Origin of the sequence: Rhizobacter sp., from assembly GCF_032229685.1 — a bacterium.
In the GTDB taxonomy this organism is placed as follows: domain Bacteria; phylum Pseudomonadota; class Gammaproteobacteria; order Burkholderiales; family Burkholderiaceae_C; genus LMDS01.
Genome location: NZ_JAVTWP010000041.1, coordinates 178,549 through 190,010 on the forward strand (window position 1 = coordinate 178,549; position 11,462 = coordinate 190,010).

The 11,462-nt window shown below is 67.8% G+C and carries 11 protein-coding genes; 2 read left to right on the forward strand and 9 right to left on the reverse strand.

Translation table 11 applies throughout. The features are described from left to right. Positions 1–6: 6 nt before the first annotated feature. Both AC30PD_RS21470 and AC30PD_RS21475 read right to left on the reverse strand, forming a co-directional pair. Positions 7–642 (reverse strand): retropepsin-like aspartic protease family protein, encoded by a 636-nt coding sequence (locus AC30PD_RS21470; RefSeq protein WP_489537733.1) that lies wholly within the window; start codon positions 640–642, stop codon positions 7–9. Between the two features lie 10 nt (positions 643–652). Beyond that, positions 653–1,141 carry a YajQ family cyclic di-GMP-binding protein gene (locus AC30PD_RS21475; protein WP_489537734.1) on the reverse strand — a complete coding sequence of 163 codons (489 nt, stop codon included), beginning with the start codon at positions 1,139–1,141 and terminating at the stop codon, positions 653–655. Positions 1,142–1,161: 20 nt separating this feature from the next. On the opposite strand from AC30PD_RS21475, the gene murB reads away from it, so the two are divergent. Continuing rightward, a complete protein-coding gene (gene murB / locus AC30PD_RS21480; RefSeq protein WP_489537735.1) occupies positions 1,162–2,196 on the forward strand; it encodes a UDP-N-acetylmuramate dehydrogenase in 1,035 nt (344 codons plus the stop codon). A 9-nt stretch (positions 2,197–2,205) separates the two neighbouring features. On the opposite strand, the gene AC30PD_RS21485 is transcribed toward murB, so the two are convergent. The 3 genes from AC30PD_RS21485 to AC30PD_RS21495 all read right to left on the reverse strand — a co-directional run bounded on the left by AC30PD_RS21485 (position 2,206) and on the right by AC30PD_RS21495 (position 6,309). After that, positions 2,206–4,431: a sensor histidine kinase gene (locus AC30PD_RS21485; RefSeq protein ID WP_489537736.1), complete on the reverse strand. Its 2,226-nt coding sequence runs from the start codon at positions 4,429–4,431 to the stop codon at positions 2,206–2,208. Then, complete coding sequence (locus AC30PD_RS21490; RefSeq protein WP_489537737.1) at positions 4,428–4,955, reverse strand: putative pterin-binding protein; 528 nt, start codon at positions 4,953–4,955, stop codon at positions 4,428–4,430. The genes AC30PD_RS21485 and AC30PD_RS21490 overlap by 4 nt, the downstream gene beginning before the upstream one ends. A 70-nt stretch (positions 4,956–5,025) precedes the next feature. Then, the gene (locus tag AC30PD_RS21495) at positions 5,026–6,309 is read right to left on the reverse strand and encodes an argininosuccinate synthase (protein ID WP_489537738.1); all 1,284 of its coding nucleotides are present in this window, start codon (positions 6,307–6,309) and stop codon (positions 5,026–5,028) included. A 182-nt stretch (positions 6,310–6,491) separates the two neighbouring features. Between AC30PD_RS21495 and AC30PD_RS21500 the strand changes: the two genes are divergently transcribed. Next, positions 6,492–8,399, forward strand: a complete 1,908-nt coding sequence (locus AC30PD_RS21500) for a serine/threonine protein kinase (protein ID WP_489537739.1) — start codon at positions 6,492–6,494, stop codon at positions 8,397–8,399. An 11-nt stretch (positions 8,400–8,410) separates the two neighbouring features. On the opposite strand, the gene AC30PD_RS21505 is transcribed toward AC30PD_RS21500, so the two are convergent. From AC30PD_RS21505 to AC30PD_RS21520, 4 genes are read right to left on the reverse strand one after another with little or no spacing between them, the layout of a single operon-like run. Then, positions 8,411–9,160, reverse strand: a complete 750-nt coding sequence (locus AC30PD_RS21505) for an amino acid ABC transporter ATP-binding protein (RefSeq protein ID WP_489537740.1) — start codon at positions 9,158–9,160, stop codon at positions 8,411–8,413. Beyond that, entirely contained in the window at positions 9,147–9,800 is a 654-nt protein-coding gene (locus AC30PD_RS21510; RefSeq protein ID WP_489537741.1) for an amino acid ABC transporter permease, read from the reverse strand. The genes AC30PD_RS21505 and AC30PD_RS21510 overlap by 14 nt, the downstream gene beginning before the upstream one ends. A gap of 2 nt (positions 9,801–9,802) precedes the next feature. Continuing rightward, positions 9,803–10,462, reverse strand: coding sequence for an amino acid ABC transporter permease (locus tag AC30PD_RS21515; protein WP_489537742.1), 660 nt, complete (start codon positions 10,460–10,462; stop codon positions 9,803–9,805). Between the two features lie 36 nt (positions 10,463–10,498). Then, complete coding sequence (locus AC30PD_RS21520; RefSeq protein ID WP_489537743.1) at positions 10,499–11,284, reverse strand: transporter substrate-binding domain-containing protein; 786 nt, start codon at positions 11,282–11,284, stop codon at positions 10,499–10,501. Positions 11,285–11,462: the final 178 nt, after the last annotated feature.

The window sequence follows — 11,462 nt, forward strand, 5'->3', positions numbered from 1 at the left end:
CGTGGTTCAGAAACGCTTGCTGAGCGTCAGCGTCTCGTTCTCGCGCTTCATCTGGAAGCGCGTGAGAAAGCTGTTGCCGAGCAGGATGAATTCCATCTGCGCCGGCACGACCGTCGCTTCCACGTCGTAGACGACCACGTCGCCGATGCGCACTTCGGCCAGCCGCACCCGGTAGGCGGGCACGGCCCCGTTGGCAGTGCCCACGAACAAACGCTGCCCGTCGCGGTACTTGATGCCGAGGTGCTCGGCCTCGGCCATGCTCATCGCCACGCTGGTGGCGCCGGTGTCGACCAGGAAGCGCACGGCCTTGCCGTTGATGCCGCCGGCCGTCATGAAGTGGCCGCCGCTGCCGGCCGTGAGCACGATCTGCGAGCCGCCGCCGGCGCTGGCCTGGCCACCCAGGCTGACCTGCGCGCCGCCCATCACCACGTTCACGCGTTTGCCCTTGATCTCGACCACGGCGTCGTTGCCGCTCACGCTGACGAGCTTCACGCCTTGCACGGTGGCGCCGGTGGCCACAGTGCGCGGCGCACCGTCGATCATCAGCAGGGCCTTGTCACCGAGGCTGCCGCTCATCGAGACGGTCTGGGCGAACGTGTTGGAACCGGCCAGCAGCAAGAGCAGGGCGAACACGCGGTGCATGAGGGTCCAGTCAGTCGCGAAAGTTGTTGAAGGAAAGCGGCGCGTCGGGGATTTCCTTGCGCACCAGCGCCATCGCGGCCTGCAGGTCGTCACGCTTGGCGCCGGTCACGCGCACGGTGTCGCCCTGGATCGCGGCCTGCACCTTCAGCTTGCTTTGTTTGATGGCGGTCTGGATCTTCTTCGCGCTGTCGCTGTCGATGCCGCTCTTGACGACCAGCACTTGCTTGACCTTGTCACCGCCGATCTTCTCGATCTTGGCCGTGCGGTCGAGAAAGCGGATGTCGACGCCGCGCTTCGTGAGCTTGGCGATCAGCACGTCCATGACCTGGCCGATCTGGAAGTCGCTGTCGGCCCAGATCGTGAGGTCGTTTTCCTTCAGCTCGACACGCGCCGACGAACCCTTGAAGTCGAAGCGGGTGCCGATCTCCTTGGCGGTCTGGTCGACGGCGTTGCGCACTTCGACGAGGTTGGGTTCCAAAACGGTGTCGAAGCTGGGCATGATCGATGGGGCCAAGTGCAATGAGCGAAAATTGTGGCATGCAAATCGAGTCGGGCGTCAGCCTCAAACCCTACAACAGCTTCGGCCTGCCGGCCGTGGCGCGCACCCTCGTGCGTGTGGCCAGCGACGCCGACGTGCGGCGTGTCGTCGACCATCCCGAGTTCGGCCTGGCGCCGAAGTTCGTGCTCGGGGGCGGCAGCAACATCATTCTGACGCGCGACATGCCGCAGACCGTGCTGAAGGTCGAAGTGCGCGGCGTGCGCCTCGTGGAAGAACGCACGGACGCCTGGATCGTCGAGGCCGGCGCCGGCGAGAACTGGCACGACCTCGTCGCCCACACGCTGGCGCACGGCTGGCCGGGGCTCGAGAACCTGGCCTTGATTCCCGGCACGGTGGGCGCCTCGCCGGTGCAGAACATCGGCGCCTACGGTGTCGAGCTGAAAGACCGCTTCGAGTCGCTCGACGCGGTCGATCTCGTGACCGGCCGCACCAGCACCCTGTGGCCCGAGATCTGCGCTTTCGGGTACCGCGACAGCGTGTTCAAGCACTCGCTCGCCGGGCGCAGCGTGATCACGCGCGTGCGCTTTCGCCTGCCCCGGCCCTGGCAGCCGGTGCTGGGTTACCTCGAACTCGAACGCAAGATGGCCGAGACCGGCATCGGCGCGCCGAACCCGCAGCAGGTTTTCGACTGGGTCTGCGCGATCCGCCGCGCCAAGCTGCCCGACCCGGCGCTGATCGGCAACGCCGGCAGCTTCTTCAAGAACCCGGTGGTCACGCCGGAGCAGTGCCGCGACATCATCGGCCGCGACCCCGAGATCGTGCACTACCCGATGCCCGACGGCAGCGTGAAGCTCGCCGCGGGCTGGATGATCGACGCCTGTGGCTGGAAGGGCAAGAGCGTCGGCCAGGCCGGTGTTTATGAAAAACAGGCGCTGGTGCTCGTCAATCGCGGCCACGCGATCGGTTCCGAGGTGATGACGCTGGCGCGCGCGATCCAGGAGAGTGTCTACGGCCGTTTCGGTATTCGCCTGGAGCCCGAGCCGGTGGTGGTCTGAGCCTCGGGCTCAGCGTGGCAGGTAGCCTGCGAGCACACACTGCTCGCGGGTCGCCGCAATGTTCTTGTCGAGCGCGAGACGGAGTTTTTCGACCGCGGCCGGCGGGCTGGTGTCGGGGCAGCGCTGCAGTTCGCCGGCCACCGCGGCCACGCTGCTCAACCCGAGGCTCAGCGCCGCGCCCTTGATCGAGTGCGCCCGGGCGCGCAACGCGGCACCGTCGTTGGCCTCGCCCGCCGGCTGCTCGCAGTCTTCGAAGAAGCGCTGCAGCAGCGTGGTGTACTGCTCGGGCGAGAGCGTGCGCCGCACGTCGTCGATGGTGGCGAAGTCGAGCCGGCCGCGGGCGCTGTTCTGCGTGACTTCCATGGCTGGCGTGGGCTCGGCCTCGACCGAACCGCCGGCGTGGCGCGCGAGCACGTCGCGCAGTTGCGGCAGGTGCGCGGGCTTGGTGACGAAGCCGTCCATGCCGGCTTCGCGGGCGCGGTCGCGCGCTTCGCGGAACGCGTCGGCTGTGAGCGCGATGATCGGCACACGGCTTCGCGGCCCCGCCATGTTGCGGATCGCGCGCGCCGCGGCAAAGCCGTCCATGCCCGGCATGTGCAGGTCCATCAGCACCACGTCGAAGGCCTGCGCCTGGATCGCACGAACTGCGCCGTCGCCGTCTTCGCTGAACACGGCTTCGTGGCCGAGCTTGTCGAGCACGGCTTCGAGGTAGGCGCGGTTCACCGGGTGGTCTTCGGCGACCAGCACCCGCAGGCGCCTTGCCGGGGCGGGCGCGGCCTCGGGCAGCGTGTTCGTGGCGCTCAAGGGTGGCAAGGCCGGCGCCGGCTCGGCCGGGTCCAGCGGCAACGACACCGTGAAGCTGCTGCCTGCGCCCGGCGTGCTGCGCACCGTGATGTCGCCGCCCATCACGCGCGCCAGGTCGCGCGAGATCTCCAGGCCGAGACCGGTGCCGCCATGGCGCCGCGTGGTGCTTTCATCGGCACGCATGAAACGCTGGAACAGGCGTGCCACGGTGGCTTCGTCCATGCCGATGCCGGTGTCGCTCACTTCGATCTCGAGCCCGCCCGCGGCCACGCTGACGGAGAGATCGACACTGCCGCTGTTGCTGAACTTGACCGCATTGCTCAGCAGGTTGAAGAGGATCTGCTTGAGGCGCGTGGCGTCGCCGCGCACCCAGCGTGGCACCTCGGGCGACACCGCCACGCGCATCGCGAGGCCTTTGGCCTGGGCCTGCGCCCGCATCAGCGTGCCGACTTCGTCGATGAGCTGGTGCAGGTCCATCGGCTCGGGCGTGACCTGCAGCTTGCCGGTTTCGAGCTGCGAGATGTCGAGGATGTCGTTCAGGATCGACAGCAGGTGCTGGGCAGACTCCTTGGCGGTTTCGAGGTAGGCCGCCTGCTGCGGTGTCAGGCGCGCTTCCTGCAGCAGCGACATCATGCCGAGCATGCCGTGGAAGGGCGTGCGGATCTCGTGGCTCATGTTGGCCAGGAAGGCACTCTTGGCACGGTTCGCCGATTCGGCCTCAAGGCGCGCTGCGCTCAGGCTTTCGGCGATGGCTTCGAGGCTGCGCCGGCGACGGGTCAGCGCACGCAACTGGCGCAACACCACCACGCCGAGCACGAGCAGCAGCACGGCCTGGAACAGCGTCAGCGCGAAACCGAACTGGCTGTGCTGGCGCACGGCGCGGTTGCGCAGCGTGGCGCGCTCGTAGAGCAGGTGAGAGGCGCTGAGCGCCAGGTCGTGCAGGGGCACGTTCAGGCTGTCGAGTTGCGGCAGCAGGCGCACGACCGTGGCGCGCGTCAGCGGCTGCTGCGGCGATTCGCCGAGAAAGTGGTCGGCCTCGACCACGAAGGCCCGCACCTTGGCGAGCGCCGGCTCGTAGATCGGCTCTTCGAGCATGACCCGCTGCGCGCGTGCGTGATCGACCAGGCCGATGCGGCTCACGAAGATGTCGTAACGCAGCTGCACCGCCGCCGGGTCGAACGGCTGGGTGTCGTCGAGCGCCTTCTGCATCTCGTTGCGCAGCCGCAGGTGTTCGGTCTCGAGCTGCGAGAAGCTCCAGCCGAGGCCGTCGTTCTGGAATTGCGCGGTGCTGTCGAGCAGGCGGTACTGGCGCCACTGCACATAGGCCATGGCGAGCACCACCACGGCGAGCGTGGCCACCACGAGCACGAGCGCGAACTGGCGCCGGGCCGATGGCCGTTCGGCCGGCAGGCTGCTGTCGCTGCCGTTCATCGCAGGTCGAGCGAGCGCAGCTGCCAGACCGCCCGGCTGTAGTGCACGGCGGTGCGCACTTCACGCCGCGCGTCGAACGGGTAGATGATGACCAGCGGGCCCTTCTCGCGCACCGGCATCGGCTTGTCGTCGAGCAGGTAGGCGAGCATGGCGCCGTGCTGCAGCCAGTCCTGGTCGGGCAGCTCGACGCGGTAGTCGTTCAAGGCCATCGCGCGCAGCGTGGTGCCGTTGCCGCCCACCGAGGCCAGCAGGTCTTTCAACAAGACGCCCGTGAACTTGCGCGGTTGCGCGTACCAGGGCGTCTTGGTGCTGAAGCTGGTCTGCGGCAGCTTCACGAGGGCAGCCATGTCGAAGTCGATGGCTTCGGCGCCGGCGGGTTTGCGCACGTTGCCGCTGATCGTGAGAATCACTTTCGCCGTGTTGGCAGGAGAGTCTTGCGCGCGCACGCGCAGGCTCGCGGCAGCGAGGCCCGAGGCGACGCTCAGGACGAGCCAGCCGCGCCGCTGTCGATTCATCGGGAACATGGTTTCGATTCTGGCACCGCAGGGCGGCGGGCGCGGGCCTTTGTGCCGATGCCCTGCGCCCGCCGCCGGCTCACTTCTTCCTTTTCGACGCGGGCGGGCGGCGTGCCTGCAGGTTCGCGCCGATGCGCAGGCGCAGGGCATTGAGCTTGATGAAACCGGCGGCGTCGGCCTGGTTGTAGGCGCCGCCGTCGTCGTCGAAGGTCGAGATCTTCATGTCGAACAGCGAGTCGGTCTTCGATTCGCGGCCCACGCACATGATCGTGCCCTTGTAGAGCTTGAGCTTGACGCTGCCGTTCACGGTGGCCTGGCTGGCGTCGATCAGGCCCTGCAGCAGCAGGCGCTCGGGGCTGAACCAGTAGCCGTTGTAGACCATGCGCGCGTAACGCGGCATCAGGTCGTCTTTCAGTGCCAGCACTTCGCGGTCGAGCGTGATCGACTCCATCGCACGGTGGCCGGCCAGCATGATGGTGCCGCCCGGGGTTTCGTAGCAGCCGCGGCTCTTCATGCCGACGTAACGGTTCTCGACCTTGTCGAGCCGGCCGATGCCGTGCTTGCCGCCGATGCGGTTGAGCTCGGTCAGCACCTCGGCCGGGCTCATCTTCTTGCCGTCGATCGCGACGATGTCGCCCTTGGCATACGTCAGCTCGACGACCTGCGGTTTGCCCGGCGCCTTTTCGGGGCTCACGGTCAGGCGCCACATCTTCTCGTCGGGGGCGTAGTTCGGGTCTTCGAGCACGCCGCCTTCGTAGCTGATGTGCAGCAGGTTGGCGTCCATCGAGTAGGGCGCGCCACCGCCCTTGCGCTTCTTGAAGTCGACCGGGATGCCGTGCTTGTCGGCATAGGCCAGCAGCTTGTCGCGGCTCAACAGGTCCCACTCGCGCCACGGGGCGATGACCTTCACGTCGGGCATCAGCGCGTAGGCGCCGAGCTCGAAGCGCACCTGGTCGTTGCCCTTGCCGGTGGCTCCGTGGCTGATGGCGTCGCCTTTGGTGATGCGGGCGATGTCGATCAGGCGCTTGGCGATCAGCGGGCGGGCGATCGAGGTGCCGAGCAGGTATTCGCCCTCGTACAGCGCATTGGCGCGGAACATCGGGAACACGAAGTCGCGCACGAACTCTTCGCGCAGGTCGTCGATGAAGATGTTCTCGGGCTTGATGCCCATCTTCAGCGCCTTGGCGCGTGCCGGTTCCACTTCTTCGCCCTGGCCGAGGTCGGCGGTGAAGGTGACCACCTCGCACTGGTATTCGTCTTGCAGCCACTTCAGGATGACCGAGGTGTCGAGGCCGCCGGAATAGGCGAGCACGACCTTCTTCGGCAGGGCGGCAGCGGTCTTGGGCGAGGTGACTTTGGGCATGGTTTGCGGTGTCTTGGAGTGGCGGTGAACAAACGGCGAATCGATGATTTTAGGTGCAGGCGAGGGCGGCCCCGCCCGGGCGTGAGGTGGAGCCGAAGAACCGGGCTTTCCCCTCATTGGAGGGTGCATGCAGCAGCGCCCCGTGGGTTAATCTTCGCGTCCGCGCTTCGGGCGCCTGCCTCATGAGCCAAGAAACACCCTCCAACCCCCCGCAAGCCGCCGCCGTGGCCGAGCACGACGCGTTGCCGCCCGGCACCCGCTTCGGCGAGTTCGAGATCCTGCGGGTGCTGGGCGTGGGTGGCTTCGGCATCGTCTACCTCACGCAAGACCATTCGCTCGAACGCCAGGTGGCGCTCAAGGAATACATGCCGGCGGCGCTGGCCTCGCGCGGCGTGGGGCCGGTGATCACGGTGCGTTCGGCCTCGTTCGCCGAGACCTATGCAATCGGGCTGCGTTCATTTGTCAACGAGGCGCGGCTGCTCGCGCGCTTCGACCACCCGTCGCTGGTGAAGGTCTACCGTTTCTGGGAAGACAACGCCACCGCCTACATGGTGATGCCCTACCTGCAGGGCATCACGCTGCGCGACGCTCGCAAGGCCATGGCGCACGCGCCCGACGAGGCCTGGATCATGGGTGTGATCCACCCGATGCTCGACGCGCTGGAACTGCTGCACCGCGAAGGCGTGTTCCACCGCGACATCGCGCCCGACAACATCCTGCTGCCACCGGTCGGCCAGCCGATCCTGCTCGACTTCGGCGCGGCACGCCACGTGATCAGCGACCGCACGCAGTCGCTCACCGCGATCCTCAAACCCAGCTACGCGCCGATCGAGCAGTACGCCGAGATGACGCAGATGCGCCAGGGGCCGTGGACCGACCTGTACGCGCTGGGCGCCGTCATGCACTTCCTGCTGTTCGGCGTGCCGCCGGCGCCGGCCACTGCGCGGGCCATGCAGGACGACCCCGAGCCGATCGAACAGCGTGTGGTGCCCGGTGTCTCGCAGCGCCTGCTCGAAGCCGTGGGCTGGGCGCTGCGTGTGCGCCCGCTCGAACGGCCGCAAAGCGTGGCTGAGCTGCGCGCGGCCTTGAAGGGCCTGGCACCGGTGCCGGCCCGCGTGCCGGCGCCAGGCGCTGGGCACGGTGGCGCGTTCCCGGCACCGGCAGCGGCCAGTGCCGTGACGTTCCAGCCGACCATGATGGTCGACGCAGTCGACCCGCAAGCCACGCGCATCGACACCACGCAGACCCCGGCCCCGCGTGTGGCGCCGCCACCGCCGCCACGCCCGTCCACGGTGATGCCGGCTGTGCCGCAGCGGGTCGCCGCGGCGCATTCCCCTGTCGCTCAGCCCGCCGCGCCGGCTTCATCGAAGCGTGGTCTGGTGGTGGCCGCGCTCGGCGCGGCCGTGGTCGTGGCGGGCGTGGTGTTGTGGCAGTTCGTCGGCCTGCTCGGCGGGGCGCGTGCACCGGCCGTGGCGGGCGCCGAGCCGGCCAGCGCGGCGGCCTCGGTGGCCGCTGTCGCCGCGGCGCCCGTGCCTAGCGCGCCGTTGCCGGCTTCAGCGCCGGCGGTGGCCGTGGCCGCACCGAAACCCGAGCTCGCCGCGTCGACGCAGGCCGCCACCGAAGCCGCGCTGGCCGCCCTGGCTCAGGCGCAAGGGCTGGCGGTGCCAGGCAAGGCCGCTCCCGCCGATGCGGTCAAACCTGCTTCGACACAGGCTGCGGCGGGCAACGCCACCTTGGCTGCGAGTTCGGCACGAAGCAAGCCGGTCCCGGTGGCCAGCGCGTCGCGCCCCGAAGGCAACAGCGCGGCGGCCAGCAGCTATGGCGACGCGGCTTCGAGGGCCGCGGCCGACGCGCGCGCGAAGCCCGTGCCGGCCGTGCAGCGTGACACGGCCGCCGCGGCCGTGCCAGCACCGGTGCCCGTGGCTGCGGCGCCCACCGTGCCGGCCACCGCGCGTGAGAAGTGCGGCAGCCGCTTGTTCATCGCGCTGGCCTTGTGCATGGACCGCGAGTGCGAGCAGCCGCGTTACCGCGAGCACCCGGAGTGCGTGCAGGTGCTCGAGATGAAACGCAAACGCGAGAATCCGCAGTAGGCGCGGGCGCCTCAGGCGTCGATCGACGACAGGAACTGTTTCAGCTCTGGCGTTTGCGGGTTGCCGAAGATCACCTCGGGTGGGCCGATCTCGTGGATGCGCCCGGCGTGCATGAACACCAGCCGGTCCGACACCTTGCGCGCGAAGCTCATCTCGTGCGTGACCATCAGCAGCGTCATGCCCTCGTCGGCGAGCGACTCCACCACGCGCAGCACCTCGCCCACCAGTTCGGGGTCGAGCGCCGAGGTGATCTCGTCGCACAACAGCACGGCCGGCTCCATCGCCAGCGCACGCGCGATCGCGACGCGTTGCTGCTGGCCGCCCGAGAGCTGGTCGGGTTGCGCGTCGAACTTTTCGGCCAGGCCGACGCGTGCGAGCAGCTTCTTCGCCTGATCGGCCGCGGCCGCCGCATCGCGCTTCTTCACCAGGGTGGGCGCGAGCATCACGTTGCGGCCCACGCTCAGGTGCGGGAACAGGTTGAAGCCCTGGAAGATCATGCCCACACGCTGGCGCAGCGTGCGCATCGCGGCCTTGTCGTCGTGCAGCAGCGGGTTGCCGTCGACGCTGAGCGTGCCTTCGTTGAAGACCTCCAGCCCGTTGATGCAACGCAACAGCGTGCTCTTGCCCGAGCCGCTCTTGCCGATGATGGCGATCACCTCGCCTTGTTTCACCGACAGGTCGATGCCTTTGAGCACCTCGTTCGTGCCGAAGCGCTTCTTGAGGCCTTGTATTTCGACAATACCCGTTTCAACGATGCCCATGGTTCAGCTTCTTCTCCAGTGACTTGCTCCACGCCGAGATCGGGTAACAGAGCGCGAAGTACATCAGCGCGAGGCAGGCGTAGACCGTGAACGGGCGAAAGGTGGCGTTGGTGATCATCGTGCCGGCCTTGGTGAGCTCGACGAAGCCGATCACCGAGGCCAGCGCGGTGCCCTTGATCACCTGCACCAGGAAGCCCACCGTCGGCGGCACCGCCACGCGCAGCGCCTGCGGGCCGATCACGTAACGCAGTTGTTCCGACAGGCTGAGCGCGAGCGCGGTCGACGCTTCCCATTGGCCCTTGTTCACCGCGTTGACACAACCACGCCAGATCTCGGTGAGAAAGGCGCTGGTGTAGAGCGTGAGCGCGAGCGCGGCCGCGACCCACGGCGACACGTTGATGCCGAACAGCGCGAGGCCGAAGTAGGCGAGGAAGAGCTGCATCAGCAACGGCGTGCCCTGAAAGAGCTGCACGTAGGCGCCGACCAGCGTGTCGGCGAAGCGAAGTTTCGCGATGCGCGCGATCAGCAGGGCGATGCCCACCAACCCGCCGCCGACGAACGCGATCAGCGAGAGCAGCACTGTCCAGCGTGCGGCCAGCAGCAGGTTGCGGAAGATGTCCCAGATCGAGAAGTCGACCATGGCTATTTGCCGAAGATGAACCGGGGCCCGGCCCAGTTCAACAGCCGCCGCAAGGCCATCGACAGCGCCAGGTAGATCAGCGTCGCGACGATGAAAGCCTCGAAAGCGCGGAAGTTGCGCGACTGGATGAGGTTCGCCGCATACGACAGCTCGGGCGTCGAGATCTGCCCGCACACCGCCGAGCCGAGCATCACGATGATGATCTGGCTCACCAGCGCCGGCCACACGCGCTTCAGCGAAGGCGGCAGCACGACGCGCGTAAACACCTGCATCTCTGACAGCGCGAGGCTCTGCGCGGCTTCGATCTGCCCGCGCGGCATGGTGGCGATGCCGGCACGCACGATCTCGGCCGCGTAGGCGCCCAGGTTCACCACCATCGCCAGCACCGAAGCCATCTCGGGCGACAGCTTGATGCCGATGCCCGGCAAGCCGAAGAACAGGAAGAACAGCTGAACGATGAACGGCGTGTTGCGGATCAGCTCCACGTACGCCCCCACGATCGCCTTCAGCCACGGCGCGCCGTGCAGGCGTGCCCAGGCGCAGGCCACGCCGAGCGACACGCCGACTGTGGCCGACACGGCCGTCAGCACGAGCGTGGCGGCCACGCCGCGGGCCAGCAGCGGCCACTCCGCGAGCACGGCGGGGAAGTCGAAGGCGATCATGGGTGCAGCGGCAAAAGCGTCACCGGCGCCAGGCGATCAAGGCAATTCGCCGAGCGGCCGGCCCAGCCACTTCATTGCCATCTTGTTCAGCTCGCCCGACTTCTTCGCGTCGGCGATGATGTCGTTGACCTTCAGGCGCAGCTTGTCTTCGCCCTTGGCCACGCCGATGTAGTTGGGCGAGTCTTTCAAGAGCAGCTTGAACTCGGTGCTCACGGCCGGGTTCTTGGCCATGAAGTTGCCGGCCACCGAAGCGCCCACGCCCATCAACTGCACCTGGCCGGCGGCATAGGCCGAGACCGTGCCGTTCATGTCTTCGAAACGTTTGATGTCGACGCCGGGCGGCGCGATCTTGCCCACTTCCTGGTCTTCCATCGCACCGCGTGTCACGCCCACGGTCTTGCCGGCCAGGTCGGCCGGCGTTTTCACGACCAGCGTCTTCGGGCCGAAGATGGCCTGGAAAAACGGCGAGTAGGCGCTCGTGAAGTCGATGACTTTTTCGCGGTCGGGGTTCTTGCCGAGCGTGGAGATCACGAGGTCGGCCTTCTTGGTCTGCAGGTAGGGGATGCGGTTGGCGCTGGTCACCGGCACCAGCTCGACCTTCACGCCGAGCTTGGCGCCGATGAGGTTGGCCATGTCGACGTCCAGGCCCTGCGGCGCCAGGTCGGTGCCGACGAAGCCGTAGGGCGCCGAATCGGTGGGCACGGCGATCAGGATCAGCTTTTTCGCCAACACGTCGTCGAGCGCGGTCTGCGCATGAACGGGCGCGAAGGCGGCGGCGCAGGCGATGGCGCACGCGGCTTTCAGGAACAAACGGGTCTGCATGGGTCGGGTCTCCTCGGTGTGGCTCGAAACAAGGCGGCGCTGCGAGCGCGCGCAGGCGTGTTCAAGGGGTAGCAAGCCCCGTGCCGCACCTGCTCCACAGGGGTTCATGCCATAGGCGGCGGGTGCCGCCTGCGCTATACCTTCGGGTTCGAAGAAACAGCCCTTGCGTGGAGCCCCG

Excerpts from the sequence above, each read along its gene's own strand:
- AC30PD_RS21470 (WP_489537733.1), bottom strand. The coding sequence starts at position 642 with ATGCACCGCGTGTTCGCCCTGCTCTTGCTGCTGGCCGGTTCCAACACG.
- AC30PD_RS21475 (WP_489537734.1), bottom strand. The coding sequence starts at position 1,141 with ATGCCCAGCTTCGACACCGTTTTGGAACCCAACCTCGTCGAAGTGCGC.
- murB (WP_489537735.1), top strand. The coding sequence starts at position 1,162 with ATGAGCGAAAATTGTGGCATGCAAATCGAGTCGGGCGTCAGCCTCAAA.
- AC30PD_RS21485 (WP_489537736.1), bottom strand. The coding sequence starts at position 4,431 with ATGAACGGCAGCGACAGCAGCCTGCCGGCCGAACGGCCATCGGCCCGG.
- AC30PD_RS21490 (WP_489537737.1), bottom strand. The coding sequence starts at position 4,955 with ATGTTCCCGATGAATCGACAGCGGCGCGGCTGGCTCGTCCTGAGCGTC.
- AC30PD_RS21495 (WP_489537738.1), bottom strand. The coding sequence starts at position 6,309 with ATGCCCAAAGTCACCTCGCCCAAGACCGCTGCCGCCCTGCCGAAGAAG.
- AC30PD_RS21500 (WP_489537739.1), top strand. The coding sequence starts at position 6,492 with ATGAGCCAAGAAACACCCTCCAACCCCCCGCAAGCCGCCGCCGTGGCC.
- AC30PD_RS21505 (WP_489537740.1), bottom strand. The coding sequence starts at position 9,160 with ATGGGCATCGTTGAAACGGGTATTGTCGAAATACAAGGCCTCAAGAAG.
- AC30PD_RS21510 (WP_489537741.1), bottom strand. The coding sequence starts at position 9,800 with ATGGTCGACTTCTCGATCTGGGACATCTTCCGCAACCTGCTGCTGGCC.
- AC30PD_RS21515 (WP_489537742.1), bottom strand. The coding sequence starts at position 10,462 with ATGATCGCCTTCGACTTCCCCGCCGTGCTCGCGGAGTGGCCGCTGCTG.
- AC30PD_RS21520 (WP_489537743.1), bottom strand. The coding sequence starts at position 11,284 with ATGCAGACCCGTTTGTTCCTGAAAGCCGCGTGCGCCATCGCCTGCGCC.